19 protein-coding genes and 1 tRNA gene are annotated in these 21,017 nt (G+C 68.8%); 13 read left to right on the top strand and 7 right to left on the bottom strand.

What is annotated here, in order from left to right; genetic code table 11:
* The first annotated feature begins 109 nt into the window (after positions 1 to 109).
* From ccmC to QE438_RS03830, 8 genes are all read left to right on the top strand, one after another.
* Positions 110 to 868 (top strand): heme ABC transporter permease CcmC, encoded by a 759-nt coding sequence (gene ccmC / locus QE438_RS03860; RefSeq protein ID WP_286577416.1) that lies wholly within the window; start codon positions 110 to 112, stop codon positions 866 to 868.
* A gap of 62 nt (positions 869 to 930) precedes the next feature.
* Entirely contained in the window at positions 931 to 1,041 is a 111-nt protein-coding gene (locus QE438_RS18920) for a hypothetical protein (protein WP_325052717.1), read from the top strand.
* Positions 1,038 to 1,481 carry a cytochrome c maturation protein CcmE gene (gene ccmE, locus QE438_RS03855; RefSeq protein WP_130522325.1) on the top strand — a complete coding sequence of 148 codons (444 nt, stop codon included), beginning with the start codon at positions 1,038 to 1,040 and terminating at the stop codon, positions 1,479 to 1,481. The genes QE438_RS18920 and ccmE overlap by 4 nt, the downstream gene beginning before the upstream one ends.
* Positions 1,482 to 1,667: 186 nt before the next feature.
* Complete coding sequence (locus QE438_RS03850; protein WP_306992428.1) at positions 1,668 to 3,587, top strand: heme lyase CcmF/NrfE family subunit; 1,920 nt, start codon at positions 1,668 to 1,670, stop codon at positions 3,585 to 3,587.
* The gene (locus QE438_RS03845; RefSeq protein WP_306992430.1) at positions 3,584 to 4,159 is read left to right on the top strand and encodes a DsbE family thiol:disulfide interchange protein; all 576 of its coding nucleotides are present in this window, start codon (positions 3,584 to 3,586) and stop codon (positions 4,157 to 4,159) included. The genes QE438_RS03850 and QE438_RS03845 overlap by 4 nt, the downstream gene beginning before the upstream one ends.
* 5 nt (positions 4,160 to 4,164) lie before the next feature.
* The gene (locus QE438_RS03840) at positions 4,165 to 4,596 is read left to right on the top strand and encodes a cytochrome c-type biogenesis protein (RefSeq protein WP_306996150.1); all 432 of its coding nucleotides are present in this window, start codon (positions 4,165 to 4,167) and stop codon (positions 4,594 to 4,596) included.
* Positions 4,596 to 5,615, top strand: coding sequence for a cytochrome C biogenesis protein (locus QE438_RS03835; protein ID WP_306992433.1), 1,020 nt, complete (start codon positions 4,596 to 4,598; stop codon positions 5,613 to 5,615). The genes QE438_RS03840 and QE438_RS03835 overlap by 1 nt, the downstream gene beginning before the upstream one ends.
* An 89-nt stretch (positions 5,616 to 5,704) precedes the next feature.
* Complete coding sequence (locus QE438_RS03830; RefSeq protein ID WP_306992436.1) at positions 5,705 to 6,820, top strand: homoserine O-acetyltransferase; 1,116 nt, start codon at positions 5,705 to 5,707, stop codon at positions 6,818 to 6,820.
* A gap of 1,680 nt (positions 6,821 to 8,500) precedes the next feature.
* On the opposite strand, the gene QE438_RS03825 is transcribed toward QE438_RS03830, so the two are convergent.
* Positions 8,501 to 11,062, bottom strand: a complete 2,562-nt coding sequence (locus QE438_RS03825; RefSeq protein WP_306992440.1) for a glycoside hydrolase family 3 protein — start codon at positions 11,060 to 11,062, stop codon at positions 8,501 to 8,503.
* 110 nt (positions 11,063 to 11,172) lie between these two features.
* Here QE438_RS03825 and QE438_RS03820 point away from each other — a divergent pair, with 110 nt between their 5' ends.
* Positions 11,173 to 12,180 (top strand): LacI family DNA-binding transcriptional regulator, encoded by a 1,008-nt coding sequence (locus tag QE438_RS03820; RefSeq protein ID WP_306992443.1) that lies wholly within the window; start codon positions 11,173 to 11,175, stop codon positions 12,178 to 12,180.
* Positions 12,181 to 12,791: 611 nt separating this feature from the next.
* Positions 12,792 to 13,358, top strand: a complete 567-nt coding sequence (locus tag QE438_RS03815; protein WP_306992445.1) for a hypothetical protein — start codon at positions 12,792 to 12,794, stop codon at positions 13,356 to 13,358.
* A gap of 341 nt (positions 13,359 to 13,699) precedes the next feature.
* On the opposite strand, the gene QE438_RS03810 is transcribed toward QE438_RS03815, so the two are convergent.
* Positions 13,700 to 13,785, bottom strand: a tRNA-Leu gene (locus QE438_RS03810).
* Between the two features lie 189 nt (positions 13,786 to 13,974).
* On the opposite strand from QE438_RS03810, the gene QE438_RS03805 reads away from it, so the two are divergent.
* Positions 13,975 to 14,598 carry a TetR/AcrR family transcriptional regulator gene (locus tag QE438_RS03805; protein ID WP_130529678.1) on the top strand — a complete coding sequence of 208 codons (624 nt, stop codon included), beginning with the start codon at positions 13,975 to 13,977 and terminating at the stop codon, positions 14,596 to 14,598.
* 7 nt (positions 14,599 to 14,605) lie between these two features.
* Here the strand turns inward: QE438_RS03805 and QE438_RS03800 are convergent, their stop codons facing one another.
* The 5 genes from QE438_RS03800 to pssA form a co-directional block, all read right to left on the bottom strand.
* A complete protein-coding gene (locus tag QE438_RS03800; RefSeq protein WP_306992449.1) occupies positions 14,606 to 15,079 on the bottom strand; it encodes a hypothetical protein in 474 nt (157 codons plus the stop codon).
* Positions 15,076 to 15,282, bottom strand: coding sequence for a PspC domain-containing protein (locus tag QE438_RS03795; protein ID WP_130519479.1), 207 nt, complete (start codon positions 15,280 to 15,282; stop codon positions 15,076 to 15,078). Before QE438_RS03795 ends, QE438_RS03800 begins: the two co-directional genes overlap by 4 nt.
* Positions 15,283 to 15,749: 467 nt before the next feature.
* Positions 15,750 to 16,817 (bottom strand): class III poly(R)-hydroxyalkanoic acid synthase subunit PhaC, encoded by a 1,068-nt coding sequence (locus QE438_RS03790; RefSeq protein WP_306992452.1) that lies wholly within the window; start codon positions 16,815 to 16,817, stop codon positions 15,750 to 15,752.
* A complete protein-coding gene (locus tag QE438_RS03785) occupies positions 16,814 to 18,010 on the bottom strand; it encodes a poly(R)-hydroxyalkanoic acid synthase subunit PhaE (RefSeq protein ID WP_306992455.1) in 1,197 nt (398 codons plus the stop codon). Before QE438_RS03785 ends, QE438_RS03790 begins: the two co-directional genes overlap by 4 nt.
* 50 nt (positions 18,011 to 18,060) lie before the next feature.
* Positions 18,061 to 18,681: a CDP-diacylglycerol--serine O-phosphatidyltransferase gene (gene pssA / locus QE438_RS03780; protein WP_130522313.1), complete on the bottom strand. Its 621-nt coding sequence runs from the start codon at positions 18,679 to 18,681 to the stop codon at positions 18,061 to 18,063.
* Between the two features lie 654 nt (positions 18,682 to 19,335).
* Between pssA and QE438_RS03775 the strand changes: the two genes are divergently transcribed.
* Both QE438_RS03775 and QE438_RS03770 read left to right on the top strand, forming a co-directional pair.
* The gene (locus QE438_RS03775; protein ID WP_130522312.1) at positions 19,336 to 19,608 is read left to right on the top strand and encodes an acyl carrier protein; all 273 of its coding nucleotides are present in this window, start codon (positions 19,336 to 19,338) and stop codon (positions 19,606 to 19,608) included.
* 6 nt (positions 19,609 to 19,614) lie between these two features.
* A complete protein-coding gene (locus QE438_RS03770; RefSeq protein WP_306992457.1) occupies positions 19,615 to 20,850 on the top strand; it encodes a beta-ketoacyl-[acyl-carrier-protein] synthase family protein in 1,236 nt (411 codons plus the stop codon).
* Positions 20,851 to 21,017 lie beyond the last annotated feature (167 nt).

Raw genomic sequence — 21,017 nt, 5'->3', positions numbered from 1 at the left:
TGGACAATCCGGGCACCGCCGCGCCGCCCACCCTGCCTGGCGCGGCCTCGGCATTGTCTTCGCCCGACGGGTGCCAGCTGGCGTCTTTCCGCAAGCCCCACGAGTCTCGATGTCCCAGAACAATGCGCTAGTGCTGTGGTTCCATCGGCTCGGTTCGCCGCCGGTGTTCGATCGCTTCGCCGCACGCTGGGCGCCGTGGTGCTTCGGCATCGGCCTGGTCGCCATGCTGGTCGGCCTGTGGCAGGCCTTGTTCGTGGTGCCGGCCGATTACCAGCAGGGCGACAGCTTCCGCATCCTTTACATCCACGTGCCCGCCGCGTGGATGAGCCTGTTCGTGTTCGGGCTGATGGCGCTGTACGCGGCCATCGCCCTGATCTGGCGCATCAAGCTGTGCGAGATCCTGGCCATGGCCTGCGCGCCGATCGGCGCGGCCTTCACCGTCATCACCCTGGCCACCGGCTCGATCTGGGGCAAGCCGATGTGGGGCACCTGGTGGGACTGGGACCCGCGCCTGACCACCGAGTTGATCCTGCTGTTCCTCTACCTGGGCGTGATGGGCCTGTACGGCGCCATCGAGGACCGTCGCGCCGCCGCCCGCGCCGCCGGGCTGCTGGCCATCGTCGGGGTGGCGCTGCTGCCGGTGATCCGCTATTCGGTGGTGTGGTGGAACTCGCTGCACCAGGGCCAGACCATCAGCCTGATGGGCCCCTCGCACATGGACGCCAGCATGATCACGCCGCTGTGGATCATGGTGCTGGCGACCAAGGCCTGGTTCGCCGGCTCGCTGCTGCAGCGCGCGCGCCTGGACAACCTGCGCCGCGAGGCCGGCAAGGACTGGGTGCTGCGGCTGGCGGAGGCGCGCCCGTGAGCTATCTGCCCTACGTCATCGGCGCCTATGCGGTGTTCGTGATCGTGCTGGCCTGGGACTTCCTGCTGCCGCGCCTGCAGCTGCGCCAGCTGCTGCGCAGCGCGCGCCAGCGCCAGGCCCGCGCCCAGGCCCGGCGCGTGGCCGCGCCCGCGCAGACCGAGCTGCCGCGATGAATCCGGTCCGCCGTCGCCGCCTGCTGCTGGTCTGCGCGCTGCTGGTGGCCGCAGGCCTGGCCACCGCGCTGGTCGCCGCGGCGCTGTCGCGCAATGCCAACTATCTGTTCACCCCGGCCGAGGTGCTCTCCGGCCAGGCCGGTGAGCATGCGCGCTTCCGCCTGGGCGGGATGGTCGAGCGCGGCTCGTTCCAGCGCGCGCAGGGCTCGATGGAGGCGCATTTCCGCGTCACCGACGGCGATGCGCAGCTGCCGGTGGTCTATACCGGCATCCTGCCCGACCTGTTCCGCGAGGATCAGGCCGTGGTCGCCACCGGCTCGATGCAGGGCGGCCAGTTCGTCGCCACCGAAGTGCTGGCCAAGCACGATGAGACCTATATGCCCAAGGAAGTCGCCGACAAGATGGGCAAGGCGCATCAGAAGCATCAGGTGAAGCAGTGAGGTCTGGCAGGGGCGGGACCGGGGACCGGGGACCCGGGACCCGGGAAGGCGGCACCCCAAGGTCTGCAGCGGCTGCGCGCCCTCACCGATCATCGTTGCGCGCGTCGTCGTGTCCAGGCTGCACCGAGCTTTCGCCTTTCTCTTTTTCACGGTTCCGGGTCCCCGGTCCCCGGTCCCGGCTCCACCATGCTTCCTGAGCTCGGCCAGTTCGCCCTCATCCTCGCGCTGCTGGTGGCCCTCGTGCAGGCGGTGCTGCCGGCGCTGGGGGCGCAGCGCGGTCGCGTGGCGTGGATGGCGATCGCGCGGCCGGCGGCGATCGCGCAGCTGGCCGCGGTGTTCGTCGCGTTCGCGGCGCTGACCGCCGCGTTCGTGCAGCAGGACTTCTCGGTGCGCTACGTCGCCGAGAACTCCAATTCGCTGCTGCCGCTGGTCTATCGCTACACCGCCGTGTGGGGCTCGCACGAGGGCTCGCTGCTGCTGTGGGCGCTGGTGCTGGCCGGCTGGAGCGCGGCGGTGGCCTGCTTCTCCGCGCATCTGCCGCAGGTGGTGGTGGCGCGCGTGCTGGCGGTGATGGGCGTGGTGGCGGTGGGATTTTTGTCCTTCCTGCTGTTCACCTCCGATCCCTTCGTGCGGCTGCTGCCCTCGCCCGGCGAGGGGCGCGATCTCAATCCGTTGCTGCAGGACCCGGGGATGATCATCCATCCGCCGATGCTCTACATGGGCTATGTGGGCTTCGCGGTGCCCTTCGCCTTCGCCGTGGCCGCGCTGCTGGACGGCACGCTGGATGCACGCTGGCTGCGCTGGACGCGGCCGTGGACCAATGTGGCCTGGGCGTTTCTGACCGGCGGCATCGCGCTGGGCAGCTGGTGGGCGTATTCGGAGCTGGGCTGGGGCGGCTGGTGGTTCTGGGACCCGGTGGAGAACGCCAGCTTCATGCCCTGGCTGGCCGGCGCGGCGCTGATCCATTCGCAGGCGGTGACCGAGAAGCGCGGTTCCTTCCGCGGCTGGACGCTGCTGCTGGCCATCGCCGCGTTCTCGCTGTCGCTGCTGGGGACCTTCCTGGTGCGCTCGGGCGTGCTGACCAGCGTGCATGCGTTCGCGGCCGATCCCACGCGCGGGCTGTTCGTGCTGGTATTCCTTGGCATCGTGGTCGGCGGTTCGCTGCTGCTGTACGCGCTGCGCGCGCCGCAGATGGGCGACGGCAAGCCGTTCGCGGCCAGCTCGCGCGAGACCCTGCTGCTGGCCAACAACGTGCTGCTGGCCTGCGCCTGCGCGATGGTCGCGCTGGGCACGCTGTATCCGCTGCTGGCCGATGCGCTCGACCTGGGCAAGATCTCGGTCGGCCCGCCCTACTTCAGCCTGCTGTTCCTGCTGCTGATGGCGCCGCTGGTGCTGCTGCTGCCGTTCGGACCGCTGTTCAAATGGCAGCGCGAGCAGGCCTCGCGCGTGGCCGCGCTGCTGGCGCCGTGGGCGGTGCTGGCGCTGATCGGTGGCGGCATCGCGTACTGCATCGCACCGCAGGGCCAGTGGAAGACCGCCGCCGGCATCGCCGGGGCGCTGTGGGTGGCCGCGGGCACGCTGCGCTTCGTCTGGCAGCGGCTGCGCGCGCAGGGACGACTGACCGCCGAGATGCTCGGCATGAGCCTGGCGCATCTGGGCATCGCGGTCTTCCTGGTCGGCGCGCTGCTGGTCGAGGCACTCAACGTGCAGCGCGAAGTGGCGCTGCGCCCCGGCCAGACGGTCGAGGTCGGCCACTACGGCTTCACCTTCGAAGGCGTGCAGGAAAGCCGCGGCCCCAACTACGTCGCCGACCGCGGCACGCTGCAGCTGACCCGGCGCGATACGCCGCTGCAGACCCTGCATCCGGAGAAGCGCGCCTACGCCAGCGGCGGTCAGGTCATGACCGAATCGGCCGTGCGCCCGGGCGTGCTCGGCGATGTCTACGTGGCGCTGGGCGAACCGCTGGGCAACGGCGCCTGGGCGGTGCGCATCCAGGTCAAGCCGATGGTGCGCTGGATCTGGGCCGGTGCGGTGCTGATGGCCTTGGGCGGGCTGGTCAGCGCCAGCGATCGCCGTTTCCGCCGCCGTCCGGAGGCCGCGCCATGAGCGCATCGGCCGAGCGTCGCGGCATCTCGCGTGGGGCGCTGATCATCGGCGCGCTGTGCCTGGCCGCGCTGTTCACGCTGCTGCTGGTGGCCGTGCAGCGCTCCGACCGACCCGATCGCCAGGCCTTGCCATCGGCGCTGATCGGCCGCCCCGCACCGGCCACGGTGCTGCCGCTGCTGCACGCGCCGGGCAAAACCCTGGATCTGGCCACGCTGCGCGGCCGGCCCTACGTGCTCAACGTCTGGGGCAGCTGGTGCCCGGAGTGCCGGGTCGAACACCCCACCGTCAGCGCGCTGGCGCGCTCGGGCCAGGTGCGCGTGATCGGCTATGCGTTGAAGGATGATCCGGCCGATTCGCTGCGCTGGCTGCAGCAATTCGGCAACCCGTACGAGGCCGTGGTCAGCGACGTGGAAGGCAAGGCCTCGCTGAACTGGGGCATCTACGGCGCGCCGGAGACTTTCCTGGTCGACGCCGGCGGCATCGTGCGCTGGAAGCATGTCGGCCCGCTCGACCAGGCTATTGTCGAGCGCGAACTGCTGCCGGCGCTGGCCGCCGCGGAGCGGGCGCGATGAAGGCGCTGCTGCGCGCCCTGCTGCTGATCTTGCTGGCCGCGCCGCTGCTGGCCTGGGCGCAGGTCAGCGATCCCACGCCGCTGCAGTTCCGCGACCCGGCGCAGGAGGCGCGCTTCAACGCGCTCACCCACGAGCTGCGCTGCGTGATGTGCCAGAACCAGTCGCTGGCCGATTCCAATGCGCAGATCGCCCACGACCTGCGCCGCGAAGTGCTGCAGCTGATGAACGCCGGCCAGAGCGATGCGCAGATCAAGACCTATCTGGTCTCGCGCTATGGCGAGTTCGTGCTGTATCGGCCGCAGGTCGAACGCAGTACGTGGCCGCTGTGGTTCGGGCCCTTGCTGCTGCTGGTGGTCGGCATGCTGATCGTCGTGCGCGTGGTGCGCCGGCGCAGCGCGAGCGGCCCGCCGCCGGCCGACGACGGGCAGGAGTGGTGATGACCGGTTTCGTGATCGCCGCCGCCGTGCTGACCCTGCTGGTGCTGGGCGGCGCGCTGTGGCCGCTGTGGCGCGGCGCGCCGAAGCTGGCCACCGGGCTGGTGGTCGCCCTGGGCGTGTGCGCGTTCGCGCTGTACCGGCTGCTCGGCACGCCCGCCGCCCTGGCGCCGCAGGCCAGCCAGGCACCGACCACGATGGAAGACGCCATCGCCCTGCTCAAGGAACAGCTGCGGCGCGACCCGCAGGCCGCCGAAGGCTGGCAACTGCTGGGCCGCACGCTGGCCGCGCAGGGCAAGGCCGTCGAAGCGCGCGAGGCCTTCGCCCGCGCCGCGGCGCTGCTGCCCGAGGATGCCAACGCGCTGGTCGAGGCGGCGCAGTCGCGCAGCCTGGCCGATCCGCAGCGGCGCCTGGACGATCAGGCCGTGGCGATGCTCGAGCATGCGCTGCGCATCGATCCGGCGCAGCAGCGCGCGCGCTGGTTCCTCGGCGTGGCCCAGCGCCAGCGCGGCGCCGCCGCGCAGGCCGCCGCCACCTGGGAACCGCTGCTGGCCCAGGTCGACACCGCCACGGCCAACAGCCTGCGCGAGCAGATCAACGCGGCCCGCGCCGAGGCCGGCCAGCCGCCGCTGACCGCCCCGACGAGCGCGCCCGCTGCCGCGGACGAGGCCAAGGCGGTGCGCGTACGGGTGACGCTGGACCCCGCGCTTCCGGCCGCCGCACGCCCGCCGGCCGACGCCACGGTGTTCGTGATCGCGCGCATCCCGGATGGCCCGCCGATGCCGGTGGCCGTGCAGAAGCACACGCTCGGCCAGCTGCCGCTGGAGATCCGCCTGAGCGACGCGGACAGCCCGATGCCCACGCAGAAGCTCTCCGCACTGCGCGAGGTCGAACTCATCGCCCGCGTCTCGGCCAGCGGCAATGCCCAGCGCAGCGCCGGCGATCTGCAATCGGCGCCGGTGCGCGTGCGCCTGCCGGCCCAGGCGCCGGTGACGCTGGTGATCGGCAGCGGCGCGCGCTGAAGGCGCCCTGGATCATCGGCACGCTGCGTTGCCCGTTCGCCGCAACCGGCGCGACGCGTCGCGATTTGCCCACCGGCTACACTGACGCGATGACCGAATTCATCCCCCCCGGCACGCGCTGGCACGCGCTGTCCTCGCCCTTCCCGATGAAGCGCGGCGGCGCCCTGCACGGCGCGCGCGTCGCCTACGAGACCTGGGGCACGCTGTCGCCGGCGCGCGACAACGCCATCCTGATCGTCACCGGCCTCTCGCCCGACGCGCATGCCGCCTCCAGCGCGCTGGACGACACGCCGGGCTGGTGGGAGGCGATGCTCGGCCCGGGCAAGGCGATCGACACCACGCGCTGGTTCGTGGTGTGCGTCAACTCGCTGGGCAGCTGCAAGGGCTCGACCGGACCTGCGTCGATCGATCCGGCCACCGGCCAGCCGTATCGCCTCACCTTCCCCGACCTGTCGATCGAGGACGGCGCGGCCGCTGCCGTGGAGGTGGTGCGCGCGCTCGGGATCGAGCGGCTGGCCTGCGTGATCGGCAACTCGATGGGCGGCATGACCGCCCTGGCCCTGCTGCACGCCAACCCTGGTATCGCGCGCAGCCATGTCAACATCTCCGGCAGCGCGCAGGCCCTGCCCTTCTCCATCGCCATCCGCTCGCTGCAGCGCGAGGCCATCCGCCTGGACCCGCTGTGGAACGGCGGCGACTACAGCGAGCACGCCTATCCGGAAAGCGGCATGCGCATGGCGCGCAAGCTGGGCGTGATCACCTACCGCTCGGCGCTGGAATGGGACGGCCGCTTCGGCCGCGTGCGGCTGGAATCCGACCGCCCGGACGAGGAGCCATTCGGCCTGGAGTTCCAGGTGGAAAGCTATCTGGAAGGCCATGCGCGCCGCTTCGTGCGCCGCTTCGACCCCAACTGCTATCTGTACCTGAGCCGCTCGATGGACTGGTTCGACCTGGCCGAATACGCCGCGGGCGGCGACGTCCTGCAGGCGCTGGCCACCATCGAGCTGGACAAGGCGATGGCCATCGGCGCCACCACCGACATCCTGTTCCCGCTGCAGCAGCAGGAGCAGATCGCCTCGGGCCTGCGCGCCGGCGGCGCCGACAGCAGCTTCGTCCCCCTGCCCTCGCCGCAGGGCCACGACGCCTTCCTGGTCGACTTCGCCCGCTTCGACCCGGCGGTGCGGGGGTTTCTGGCGGGGCTTTAGATCGCTGGCGAACAGCCCCCCTCGCAGCTCATCCTTGCAACATGGACGGTGTGCATCTGGCTGTTGGATGCCCCGTTAAGAAAGGGCCCAGACCTTACATCTGGGCCAATTCAGCAATGGACGCTGAGGAAGACGGGCGGGGCTTTAGATCGCTGGCGAACAGCCCCCCTCGCAGCTCATCCTTGCAACATGGACGGTGTGCATCTGGCTGTTGGATGCCCCGTTAAGAAAGGGCCCAGACCTTACATCTGGGCCAATTCAGCAATGGACGCTGAGGAAGACATCACTCACGCAGAAACTTCATCTGACCTGTGAAACCTTGAATCCGTAGGCTTCATCGAGTAGCACTGGCGCGAGTTCGTTCGTGCACGCTGGCGCCACAACATCACACGCCTGCTTGAGCGTGAAAGGCGGATGCCCAGAGAGACTCGATGTGACATCAGTCGTGCCATCCGCATCAGGCCTGCAGGTCGGGCCATTGACGCTTCCGCAGTTTTCCGGAGGGTTGCCGCATCCACCTCTAATGGTCAAGGTATAAGGCGCAGTCTCGTCGCCTCCCCGATCGTGCTTATTCATACAGTCGGTCGCGCTTTGCCCGACAGGCTCTCCGGCCGCGTTGAAGTAAATGATATTGGAGTACGAGCTAATCGCGGAACGCGCCGAGAACGAAAACGACAAGCAAAGCACCGCAACGAAGCCAAGCAAGATCTTCATAATCATCCCTTTATGAAATTAAGTGCACCCAAGCCTTAGTCATTCAACCTTCCTGATTACATTCCCACAACAGCGCGCCCGCACATCCGAAAGAGATATTGAATGTGCAGACGCATCGCCGCCAAATACCGCTCATCGCCTGTTGCGCGGCATCAACGTCTTCCAAAATTATTGTTTTGCCTCGTTTGCAGAACCGAGAGAGAGATTAGATCGAACACGGGCCACCAACCGTTTTATTGCGCAACATAAGCACATCGGCTCTAGAGACGTAGCCGCAAAAAATAAAAATACTTACTGCCCGACCTTGCACGCACAGTTTGGCTAAGCGCTCAGAGCTACCGCTTCTGCACTCGGATTATGAAGACAGGGTGGAAGCGCCTGAGCGCAGCCTGATCGGGCATTACAGCAAACTCGCCCACCTATGTTCCTGGCTTTCTATAGCGTGCCGGAAGTCGAGGAAACCAAGCCTGAGGCCTTGCGTGCCGTATCCCTGACCAATTCATCGGATCATCCTTTAGTCGCTGGGCGTAGCCCAAGGAAAAGATTCGCAGCAGCGAGCAATGACCTTCTCACAAGGGATGAAGTTTTTCTACGAGATTTTTATGCCAACGCTCGCGACATTTGATGCCGCTTTACAGCAGTTGTCATCAATATCGCGGGAGGTGATTCATGAATAATTATTTGTCTTTGGTCGATCACTATTGTTCGAGAATGAGGCTCGACAGGCTCAGGGGCTCGTTTCGCGACAGCTTTAGCGACAGTTACCGAGATGGCAGGGGCTTCGGTGGTCGGCGCACGTCTGCAACCAAGGCATCCGTCCTCCACACCCCAAAAAATCCGAGGTGCTCATGCGTGACTTGCCACGCCACCCGAACGAGACAGGCGGCGTCGCCCTCGCCTGACTCCATGCGCCCAAGGTGTCAAGGCGGGCCGCTGTCCTCTTGACGAGGCAGGGCCCGCCCGCCCTCATTTCGCCGCGCAATCGAGCACGTGCTGCGCCTCGGTGCCCAGGCCGACTTCGTGGACCGACAGCACCGTGCCGGCCGGCATGCGCCAGCCCAGCGGCGCGCTGACCTGGCCCATCTGCGCGTTGCGCGCGGCGAAGCATTTCAACGGGATGCCCAGCGTGCCCCAGGCGCCGCGCGGCGCCTTGGCCAGCGGGGTGTCGATCGGCAGAGACGCGCTGCAGCCCGGGCCGCATTCCAGGAACAGTTCGGCGCCCGGCTGCGACGGCGCGGCGTCCACGCGCAGGGTGACGCGCAACATCACGTTGCCGTTGGTCTCGCGCACCAGGTCCAGCGGGCGCGGCGCGAGCAGCGCGATCTCGCCGGCCTGCTTCCAGGTGATCTTCCACGCGTCTTCCTGCGCCTTGTAGTCCACCGGCGCGATCGCCACGTCCGGCGCGTCGCGCTGGCCGGAAGGCTGGGACAGCGTGCGCGGCTTACCCACCACCGACTGCACGCGCAGCGTCCAGCCGGTGGCCGGCGTTCCGCGCTCGAAGAAGGTCTGCGCGCCCAGCGAGGCCAGGTCCATGCCCGCGTCCTCGGACAGCGCCGGCACGGACGCCGGCTTGGCGTAGGTCAGGCCGTAGCCGTAGGCGAACTGCGGGTCGTAACCGGGCTGGCCGACGTTCAAGGGCGTCTGCACCGCGGTGCGCGGCCACGAATAGGACAGCGTGCCGCGGAAGTCGTGCTGCACCTTGCCCGCAGCGTCGCGCAGCAGCACATCGGCCACGCCGCCACCTTCCGAACCCGGCAGCCAGGCGGCCACGAAGGCATCGGCCGCGTTGATCTCGCGGTTCATCCACAGCGGACGGCCGGACAGGAACACCGCCACGACCGGGATACCTTCCGCCTTGAGCTTGCGCAGCAGCTTCAGGTCGCGGTCGTCGCCCGGGCGATAGGCCAGCACCTTCAGGTCGCCCTGGAACTCGGCGTACGGCGTCTCGCCGAACACCACCACCGCCGCGTCGGGCTTGTGCGTGTAGCGGCCGTCGGCGGCCAGCTCGACCTGGCCGCCGGCGCGCGCCACCTGCTCGCGCAGGGCCGCGGCGATGGTCTGCGCATGCGGGAAGTCCTCCGGCTTCAGGCCGGTGCCCTGCCAGCTCAGGGTCCAGCCGCCGGACTGCATCATCATGTCGTCGGCGCCGTCGCCGGCCACCAGCAGCTTCGCGCGCGGGTCCAGCGGCAGCACGCCGCCGTTGTTCTTCAGCAGCACCAGCGACTCGCGCACGGCGCGGCGCGCGATGGCGCGATGCTCGGCGCTGCCCAGCAGGTCGAACCGGCCCGCCACCCCGCGCGTGGAGGGCTTGCCGGCCTCGAACATGCCGGCGCGGAACTTGACCCGCAGGATGCGGCGCACCGCCTCGTCCAGGCGTCCGGCCGGCAGCGCATGGCCCTTCTCGGCCGCCAGCAGATGCTCGTAGCAGCCCTTCCAGGTGTCCGGCGCCATGATCATGTCCACGCCGGCGACGAAGGCCGGCACGCAGTTCTCGCGACTGCCGCCGGGCACGCCGGCATGGCCGTTCCAGTCGCTGACCACGAAGCCGTCGAAGCCCATGCGCTGCTTCAGCACCGCATCCAGCAGCGAGGCGTTGCCGCTCATCTTGACCCCGTTCCAGCTGGAGAACGACACCATCACCGCCTGCACCCCGGCCTTCAGCGCCGGCGGATAGCCGGCGCCGTGCACGTCGCGCAGGGTGGCCTCGTCGATGCGCGCATCGCCCTGGTCGCGGCCTTCGAAGGTGCCGCCATCGGCCAGGAAGTGCTTGGCGGTGGCCACCACGTGCGCGCCCTTGAGGAAGTCCTTGCTGCCCGGCTTGCCCTGCAGGCCCTGGATCAGCGGACCGGCGTAGGCGCGCACCACGTCCGGATTCTCCGAATAGCCCTCGTAGGTGCGGCCCCAGCGATCGTCCTGCGGCACCGCCAGCGTCGGGGCGAAGGTCCAGTCGATGCCGGTGGCACGCATCTCCGCGGCGGTGGCCTGCGCGATCTGGCCCATCAGCGCCGGGTCGTGGGTCGCGCCCAGGCCGATGTTGTGCGGGAACAGCGTCGCGCCCACCACGTTGTTGTGGCCGTGCACGGCGTCGACACCGAAGATCACCGGGATGGCGTTGTACTTGCCGCCACTGGTCTCCATCGAGGCGGCGTAGAAGTCGTCGGCCAACGCCAGCCAGGCGCTGGCCGGCGCGTTGTACTGGCCGCCCGGGTCCGAGCTGCCGCCGGCCAGGATCGAGCCCAGGCGGTAGGTCTTCAGATCGTCCGGGGTGACGCTGGCGATGTCGGCCTGGACCACCTGCCCGACCTTCTCTTCCGGCGACATCCTGGCCAGCAGCGCGTCGATGCGCGCCTCCAGCTTGGGATCGGGCTTGAGCGGCGAGCGCAGCTGCGGCCACAGCGCCGGATGCGCGGTGCCCGCCTGTTGGTCGAGTGCGATGGCCGCGCCGCCGCTCAGCACGCCGGCCGACAGCGTCGCCAGCAGCGCGAGGAAAAGGGGGCCACGGGCGGCGCGGAAGGGACGTTGCTTCATGCAGAGGACTCCTGGGAAAGGGATGCGCGTGCCGGGCGTGCTGCGGTCGCAGCAGGCGTCGGCCGCGCGTTTTGGCAAGATGCGGCGACGGCGACAGGGGATGGCAGACGATGCGGGTGAGACTGGAGGACGTGGCCGAGGCGGCCGGCGTATCGATGAAGACGGTCTCGCGCGTGCTCAACCAGGAGCCGCGCGTGAGCGAACAGACTCGCCGCCGCGTGCAGGAAGTGGTCGACCGGCTGCACTACAAGCCCAACCTCTCCGCGCGCAGCCTGGCCAGCCGGCGCACCTTCGTGGTCGCGCTGGCCTACGACAACCCCTCGCGCAACTACCTGATGCAGATCCAGGGCGGCGTGCTCGAGGCCTGCCGCGAGCGGCACTACACCCTGGTGCTGGCGCCGGTGACCTACGGCGAGGGCCGCGCGATCGCCGAACTGCGCGAACTGGCCAACCAGCACGGCGTGGACGGTTTCGTGCTCACCCCGCCGCTGACCGACGACATGGAGCTGCTCGGCTTCCTGGACGATGCGGCCCTGCCCTTCGCCAGCATCGCCCCACGCACGCATCGTGGCCGCATCGGCGTGACCGTGGACGAACACGCCGCGGTGTGCGAGCTGATGCACCACCTGCTCGCGCTCGGCCATCGCCGCATCGGCCACATCAAGGGGCCGCCGACCCACGGCGCGGCCGAGTGGCGACACGCCGGCTACCGCGAGACCCTGCGCGAGGCCGGCATCGCCTACGACCCGGCGCTGGTGGCCAAGGGCGAGTTCACCTTCGAATCGGGCGTGGCCGCGGCCAACCAGCTGCTCGACCTGCCCGAGCCGCCCACCGCCATCTTCGCCGGCAACGACGACATGGCCGCCGGCGTGATCCGCGTGGCCGGCGAGCGCGGCCTGCGTATCCCGCAGCAGCTCTCGGTCTGCGGCTTCGACGACACGCCGATCTCGCGCCACATCTTCCCCTCGCTCACCACCGTGCGGCAGCCGACCCGCGACATGGGCCGCACCGCGACACTCGAACTGATCAAGACCATCCACACGCCCGACAGCGGTGCGATGGTGCAGATGCCCTACGCCCTGCAGCTGCGCGAATCGACCGCGTCCCCCTCGACCTGACGCACGCATGCGCGCCGCGCCAGGGCGGCCCCGCTGTGCATGGACGAAACGCAGGTCAGGCAGGCGCATAAGGGAGACAAGCCGGGCAGCAAGGCAAGGAAGCGCCACCACCCACGACCCCATCCGGTGACAGCGCTGTCACCATACGAAGCCCGACCCCGCCTTGGCATTCTGCGCCGCATCAATCTGGCGGGCTTGTCATTCCCCAGACGGCACAAAGGCCGGCAACGCCGGCCTTTGCCTTCCCATCATGCCGAAGGTGGGACTCGAACCCACACGCTTTTAAGGGCGGCGGATTTTGAGTCCGTATTTGAACGTGATTACAGCGTTCCAGGGCAAGACCTCCTAGCACAAGAGATGCCTTCCGCATTGTCGTTCCAGTCGTACGGAGTGGTTCCGTGCGGGCGCATGAAATCAAGGAGCTTGGCGCTGGTAACCAGTGGTGCACCGCGTTGTAGGGACACTACCTCTACAGCCAACGATAGCAAGTCCTCCCGTACCTAAAGAGCGAGCCAACTGCAAGTGCGAATTGGTGGGCTAGTTGAGAAACATTCGCGTGTTAGCCTCCCGTGGCGGACAAGGTGTCCGCATGGAGATACATGGAGCATTGCATGAAGATGTTGAAGATGGCCGCACTCGTTCTCGCGGTGTCGGCCAGTACTGCTGGTGCTGCCAACGCACAAGACGTTGGCATGAAGGCTTGGTCCGCAAGCGCGCATATCGAGAGCGCGCAGGCTAACGCCCCCGAGGGCGCCACGCTGGTCCAGTTGTATCGGTACTACAACCCGAAGGAGATCAACCACTACTCCGGCCGCGAAATGCCGCAGAACTGGCAAGACCTCGGCTGGAGACAGGACGGCACGAACGGTTTCATCTCGTACACCCCGTTCGCGGGAAGTCGAACGCTATACAACTGCTTCATCCCCGGTGGAATCGATCTCTTCACCTCGACGGATGCGAACTGCGAAGGCCAAGGCAAAGCGACTTGGGCGCCCATCACCGGCTATATCGCTGCAAGCCAGATTCCTGGAACGGTGCCGCTGTACCGTTGCCAGCGTGGCGGCATCAAGAAGATCAACGGCGTCTGGCGCGCTGACCATTTCGACACTCTCAGCTCGGTCTGCGAGAACGTGCCGAACCCGGCTATGGATGGCGTCCTAGGCTACGTGTTCCTCTGAGGAAATAGCCTGAGTGAGCTGGGTGGCAGACCGCCCAGCTCACCAATTCAGCACAATCAGGATTGCGCTCATCCCGCGATGCGCAAAGGCCCGCCTGTTCGCGGTGATGGACGGAAGGCCGCCTACGCTTCCGCATGCCAGATGCTCTCCAACAAGCTCAAACCGACGGACGACATCCGTAAAGTGCGAGAGCACTGGGGTGCTCGTCGGTCTTCATGACCTAGAGCTGGTCCGCAAGCGTTGGGCTCTGAAGTGCGCCGCCCCCTGCGTTACTGAACAGGGAGGTGAGCTGCGGAAATGCCGGGGTTAACGCCAGGTCTGGCCGAAACCCTTGTCACTGTTGGTGCCGAAGGTGGGACTCGAACCCACACGCTTTTAAGGGCGGCGGATTTTGAGTCCGCTGCGTCTACCATTCCGCCACTTCGGCGCGGCCGCGCAGTATAGCGGCCCGGCGCGGCGCCGGTAAGCCTGCGGCGGGCGGCGTTGCGCGCCTGGCGCTCTCCCGCGGTGCATCACTCGTCTGGCGATATTCCTTGCTAGATTGGCGGAAACAGGCCAGCTCCGATCCCCCATGCCCATGCTCGCTTCCAGACCGCGCCTCCCGGGTGTGCGGCCGATGCCCCAGGTCGAACTGTGCCGCCGCGGCGAGCTGCGCGTGGAGAAGTTCCTCGACGCGGCCGCCGAGGTGTTCGCCGAGAAGGGCTACCAGCAGGCCCGCCTGAGCGAGATCGTGGCGCGCGCCGGCGGATCGCTGGCCACGCTGTACCGGGCCTTCGGCGACAAGGAGGGCCTGGCCTTCGCCATCATCGAGCGCCGCCTGCAGGACATGGCCGACCGGCTGCGCGCGATGGAACTGGACGGCTTGCCGCCGCAGGAGGCGCTGCGCAAGGCCGGCCGTGAGATCGCCGCCAGCCTGACCACGCCCGATGCGCTGCTGGTCAACCGCATCGTGATCGGCGAAGGCCGCGCCTTCCCGCAGCTGCGCGACTTCTTCTTCGACAACGCCATCGCCGACACGCGCGGCTGCCTGGGCCATTACTTCGAACAGCAGGTCGCCGCCGGCAGGCTGGTGCTGCATACCACGCCCTACCAGGCGGCGGGCCAGTTCTTCATGATGCTGTTCGGCGAGCTGACCATCCGCACCGCCTGCGGCTACATGGCCAACTCCGATCCGGAGGAGCTGGCGGCCTACGTGGACGCCTCGGTCGAGCAGTTCCTGCACGGCGCGCTGCCGCGCTGAAGGCGCTTCATCGCAGCGACCGCGGGCTGGCGAACGGCCACCAGCCCGCGCCGGTCAACGCATAGCGATCGGCGGCGCGCTCGAAGCGGTTGCGCACGCTGATCCCCCCACAGACCAGATAGAGCGGCAGGAACAGCGGCCCCAGCGCCATGTACTGCAGCACGTGCGCGCGTTCGTGATCGCCCAGGCGGATCGCCGCGTCGGTGCAATGCCCCGCGCGATGGGCATAGGTGTGGCAGGCAATGTCCAGGTCGGGTCCGGTGTGCAGGATGGTGTTGCCGAAGGTGATCGCCCCGCCCGGCCCCCAGGGCCAGCGCGCGAACACCAGCGCGTGCTCGCGCGTGCTCAGGTGCACCCGCGCGCCGCGCAGCAGGCCGGCCGCGCCGAGCAGCAGACCGATCAGCGTATTGGGCGAAGTCCACAGCGCCCCCAGCGCCAGCAGCAACGGATGCGGCGCGCGCACGCGGGCGCGATCGCTCACGCCTCGTTGGGCATCAGCAGCCACAGCAGCAGGTAGACCAGGATGCCGGGGAACGCGGCCGAGGCCAGCGAGACGATGACGAACACCACCCGCACCAGCGTGGCGTTCCAGCCGAAGCGACGGGCGATGCCGCCCATGACGCCGGCGATCATGCGGTCGTCCAGCGAGCGGGCCAGCGGACGGGGAGCGGTGGGCGTGTTCATGGCGGCACTCTGCGAGCGGCGGTGGATGGTGGGGAGTCTAGCGGTGTGTGGGTCAAGGGCGGGTTGGGGATTGGGGATTCGGGATTCGGGATTCGGGATTCGGGATTCGGGATTCGGGATTCGGGATTCGGGATTCGGGATTCGGGATTCGGGATTGGGGATTGGGGATTGGGGATTCGGGATCGCAGGAAGCACGAGCGCAGGTGATCTGCCCCCTCCCTTGCGCGCAGCGCAGGGGAGGGTTGGGGAGGGGTTGGCAGTTGCTGTTGCAGTTGCTGTTGCTGTTGCTTCTAAGGCTCGCCGTTGCCGCTGCTTTCGCTTCTTAGTTGGCCGCGAAAAGCACCCCTCCCCAGCCCTCCCCTGCGCTGCGCGCAAGGGAGGGGGAGGATCATGTGGAGACGGTCAGTTTGGCGGGGCGGTTAGTGGCGCTTGGACCAAGTCGCCAGACAGCGGGTCTGGCAGACCGATCAGCGCGCCGACAGCCAGCCTGCGATGGCGCTGGGGACTTCGCGCTGGGCGCGGCTGGAGACGTAGATGCCGATATGGCCGCCGCGGAAGCTCAGTTCGGAATAGTCCTGGCTGCCGACCAGCCCGCGCAGCGCCTTGGAGGCATCGGGGGGTACCAGGTGATCCTGCTCGGCGTAGATGTTGAGGATCGGCATCTGCAGGCGCGACAGGTCCACCACCTCGCCGTCCAGGGCGATGCCGCCTTCGACGAAGCCGTTGGCCTGGTAGAACTGCTTGGCGAACTGGCGGAAGGCCTCGCCCACCTGGTCGGGCGAGTCGAAGATCCACTTCTCCATGCGCAGGAAGTCCTGCACCGCGCGCCGGTCATCGAGGATGTCGAGCAGGCCGACATACTTCTGCACGTTCAGGCGGAACGGCTTGAGCATCAGGTAGCTCAGATTCATCAGGTCGGCCGGCACGTTGCCCAGCGTATCCACCAGCAGATCCACATCGACCATGCGGATCCAGTTGGACAGCATGTTGTCCGGGGTGTGGAAGTCCACCGGCGTGACCATCGTGATCAGGTTGCGCAGCTTGGCCGGATGCAGCGCGGCATGGCACAGCGAGAGCGCACCGCCCTGGCAGATGCCGAGCACGTTGATCGCGTCCTCGCCGCTGGTCTGGCGCAGATGATCGATGGCGCCGTCGATGTAGCGGTTGACGTAATCGTCCAGCAACGCGAAACGGTCCGACCGATCCGGATAGCCCCAGTCGATCAGGTACACGTCCTGGCCCTGCGCCAGCAGGCCCCGGACCAGCGAACGGTCCTCCTGCAGGTCGACCATGTAGGGCCGGTTGACCAGCGCATAGGTGATGAGCAGCGGCACCCTGGCGGTGGGCGCGGTGTCGCCGATGAAGCGATACAGCACCACCTTGCCATCGCGCCAGACTTCCTCGCGTGGGGTCACGCCGTAATGCACATCGCCGACCTCGGGCAGCGTGCGCAGGCCGGCGCCCAGCTTCTCCTGCAGGGCGATCGCTTCGGCGGCCAGCGCATCGGCGGTGGCGCGGAACGGGCTACCGCTCATGCCGGCTCCTTGCCGCGCGTGGTGCGCCTGGCGGAGGTCTTCGAGATGGGCTTGCTGGGCGCGTTGGTGCGGCCGGCCTTCTTCGCTGCCGCCTTCTTCGCTGCGACTTTCTTCGCTGCGGCCTTCTTCGCCGTAGGCTTATCGCCGGTCTTCTTCGCTGCGGTCTTGGCCGACTTCTTCGCCGGCGACTTCGACGCCGCGGAAGGCTTCGAAGCGGCGGCCTTCTTCGCCGCCTTGACCGATCGCGCTGGCGACGGGGCCTGGCGAGGCGTTTCAGGCGCGGCCGCGGGACGCGGCGCGGGCCGCTCGGCGGCCTGGCCGCGCATCATGCGGCGCAGGATGCGCTCGAGTTCGGCGATCTTGCGGTGCGCGGCATCGACCTCGGTGCGCGTGGGCAGGCCCAGCAGGCTGCCGAGCTGCTCGACCTCGCGCTGCACGCCGGCGCGCATGCGCATCTGCGCGTTGGCCAGCGCGCCGTAGACCTCGCTGAACTCCTCGGACAGCGCCATGCGCGCGTAGGCATCCTCGGCCGCGTCGATCCACTCGTCGAACAGGGCCCGCGCGCTGTCCAGCGCACTGCCCTCGCCCGCGCGCTGGTTCAACTTCTCCTCGAACATCGCATAGGCCTGGCGCGAGGCATCCTCCAGCAGGGTGCGATAGGCCTCGGCCGCCTCGCGCAGCGCATGCTGGGCCTGCAGCAGGCCCTTCCAGCGCTGCTGGTGCTCGCGCGCCGGGCCGAAGGCCGGCGTCCTGGACCATTCCTCCAGCGGCCCGCGCAGCGATTCCAGCCAGGGCAGCCACTGCTCGCCCAGATCGTCCAGCCCGGTGGCCTGGCCGAACAGGCTGCCGAACAGGTCCGGATACGGATTGGCCTCGGTCGCGCCCAGCGCCTGGCGCCAGGCGGCAACGATATCGGCCGGGGTGTTGTCGCGGTCGGCGAACTGGGCGGCGACGTGCTGCATGCGCCCGAACCAGTGCCGGGCCAGCCCGTCGAAGCGCTCCATCACATCGCCTGGCGCCCCGCCTTTGGGCGGCGTCCAGCCCGGCCAGCCGCCAGGTACCTGCTGCCAGGCCGGCGCGGCGGTCTCCAGCGGCACCGAGGCGAACTTGCGCAGCGCCTCGCCCCAGGTCTCCCAGACCTGGCGCGCCATCGCGTCCGCCCCTTCGCCCCACCCGCCTTGTGCACCCGACATTACGCGCTCCCGACTTGCGTCTGGATGATAGCAACCTGCCGGCAGCTGCCCTACGGCTTGGGAATACGCAGTGTCTTGCTGATCATCAGCGAGCCGGACAGCGCGAACAGCAGCACCAGCGGATGCAGCTGCCACGGCCCCAGCTGCCACTGGCCCCACCACACCTGCGCGCCGAGGCGGCCCTGCACCGCCGCCACCGCCAGCAGCACCACCAGCGCCAGGCTGGTGGGGATGGGCGTGCCTTCGAAGTAGGTCACCTTGCCTTCATCGCCCGAGAGCGCCTCGGCGGTGACGTTGTAGCGCGCCAGTCGGCTGACGCCGCAGCACACGAAGTAGCTCAGGATCAGCCAGTCCCAGCCGCCCTGCAGGCCGCAGGCGTAGGCCAGCGCCGCCGGCGCTACGCCGAAGGAGATCACATCGGCCAGCGAATCCAGCTCGCGCCCCAGGGTGGAGGCCGACTTGCGCCAGCGCGCCACCCGGCCGTCCAGCGCGTCGAAGATGAAGGCCAGCGGGATCAGCGCCATGCCGGCCAGCAGTACCCCCACCCGGCCCTGCTGCATGTAGTGCAGCGCGGCGAACACCGCGCCGCTGCCGCAGAAGGCGTTGCCCAGGGTGAACCAGTCGGCCAGCTGGAAGTCGCGCAGCATCGAGAAATGGCGGGGTCGTGACATGGTGCGCGCGCTCGCGACGGAAGAACGGGCCGCCAGCCTGCCAAGGGCGGCGTCGCGCGGCAATCAAGGCCGGGCCATAGGGCTCGAATAGATGGCACCTGTCAGCGCCACGCGGCCAGCCGCGTAGCGGGCCGCGATGTTCCACGCGCAGGCCCGACGCGCCGCGATTCTTCCTGGTCATTTTTGTGCCAATTCGCTTGACACGCCTGCCCTGCAACGCGCTCACGCGCTTATCCACACCTTTGTCGGCACGCCATCCACAGCCCCTGTGGATGAACGGGCGCGCGCCGGTCACTTTTTCGCCATCTTAGGCCGAGGCCGCGCCGTTGCTGGGCGCGCGCGGCTTATCCACATGCTTGCCCCACCACTCATCCACACCGGCTGTGGAGAACTGCGGCGGCGGCACGGCTCACCGGCGGGTACGGTTCCACGGCAGCCAACCGGGCCCGGCTCGGCGCCAACCGACGGGACGGAACACCCGCGCTCAGCGGGCGCTGGACCGCCGCTGAAGGCCGGCGCCTGGACCGGCTCGACGAAAGGCCTCTGGAAGATTGGCGGTCTAGCGTGGCGCCTAGCTGCTGCGGCCGAGGCCGCAGCGTGCGCTCCACCGGCGGCCAGTGCCGTGCGGTGGCCTCTCATTCGCGGAGCACTGCCATGACCCCGTCCATCGAATCGCAGATCCAGACCATCGTCGCCCAGCACGCCGAGATCGACCCCGCCACCTTGACCCCGGACACCAAGCTTCAGGAGCTGGGCGTGGATTCGCTCGAGGCCATCGAGATCCTGTTCGACATCGAAGAGCACTTCGACATCACCTTCCCGCAGCGCGATCCGAAGCTGGACGACGGCTCGCTCGGCAAGCTGGTCCTGGCCGTCGAGGACGCGCTGGCGACCAAGGCGGCCACCGCGGCGCAGCCGGCGCACTGACGCGCCATGGACGCCTTCGTGCGGGCGCGGCGCGTGGTGATCACCGGCATGGGGGCGGTCAGCGCGCTCGGCCTGGGCGCGCCGGCGCTGTGGAGCGCGATGCGCGACGGTCGCAGCGGCATCGCGCCCCTGGCCTCGCCCGATCCGCACAGCACGCTGAAGATGCGGATGGCGGCGACCCTGCCCGGGTTCGCCCCGGACGCGACGCAGACCGGCGGCATCGCCCCCGGCCAGCTCGACCGCATGACCCAGATGGCGCTGGTCGCCGCCCAGGAGGCGATGACCCAGGCCGGCCTGAGCGCAGAGTCCGCGCTCGGCGCGCGCTGCGCGGTGGTGGTCGGCACCGGCGTGGGCGCCGAGCTCAGCCGCGACGAGCAGTCGCGCCGGCTCTACCGCGACCAGGCCGAGCGCCTGCACCCGCTGACCATCGTGCGCAGCATGAACAACGCCGCGGCCAGCCAGATCAGCATCGCCTTCGGCCTGCGCGGGCCGGCCTTCGCCGTCTCCAGCGCCTGCGCCTCGGCCAATCATGCGCTGGTCCAGGCCGCGCTGATGGTGCGCCACGGCCTGGCCGAGGTGGCCATCGCCGGCGGCAGCGAGGCCTGCCTGAGCCTGGCCCTGATCCGCGCCTGGGAAGCGATGCGCGTGGTCAGCGACGACACCTGCCGGCCGTTCTGCGCACAGCGCAGCGGCCTGGTGCTGGGCGAAGGCGCCGGGCTGTTCGTGCTGGAAAGCGCCGAGCACGCCGCCGCCCGCGGCGCGCGGCCGCTGGCCGAGCTGGCCGGATTCGGCATGAGCGCCGATGCCGGCGACATCGTCGCGCCCAGCATCGACGGTGCGGCCGCGGCCATGCGCCTGGCGCTGCAGGACGCGGGCCTTCCGCCGGAACAGATCGACTACGTCAACGCCCATGGCACCGGCACCCAGGCCAACGACCGCTGCGAGACCCGCGCGCTGCGGCAGGTGTTCGGCGCGCACGCCGAGGCGCTGGCGGTGAGCTCGACCAAGGCCGTGCACGGCCACGCGCTCGGCGCGGCCGGTGCGCTGGAACTGGTGGCCGCGATCGGCGCACTGCGCGAGCAGGTGGTGCCGCCGACCGCCAACTTTCTCGATCCCGATCCGGAATGCGACCTGGACTACGTCCCCAACCAGGCGCGTGCCCGCCCGGTGCGCGCGGTGCTGAGCAACTCCTTCGCCTTCGGCGGACTCAATGCGGTGATCGCGCTGCGCGCGGCGGATTGAAGCCTCGCAAGGTTCCACGCAGCGCGTCATGCGGCGCGATGCGGCCTGGTCATTTTTGTGCCAATCCGCTTGACACGCCCGCCCTGCAACGCGCTCACGCGCTTATCCACATCCTTGTCCAGCTTCCATCCACAGGCCCTGTGGATGAACTGCCGCGCGCTGGTCAT

It is taken from the genome of Pseudoxanthomonas sp. SORGH_AS_0997, assembly GCF_031453535.1.
GTDB lineage: Bacteria > Pseudomonadota > Gammaproteobacteria > Xanthomonadales > Xanthomonadaceae > Pseudoxanthomonas_A > Pseudoxanthomonas_A winnipegensis.
Note: the sequence above shows the minus strand (reverse complement) of the source record. Positions and strands in the feature narration are given on the sequence as shown.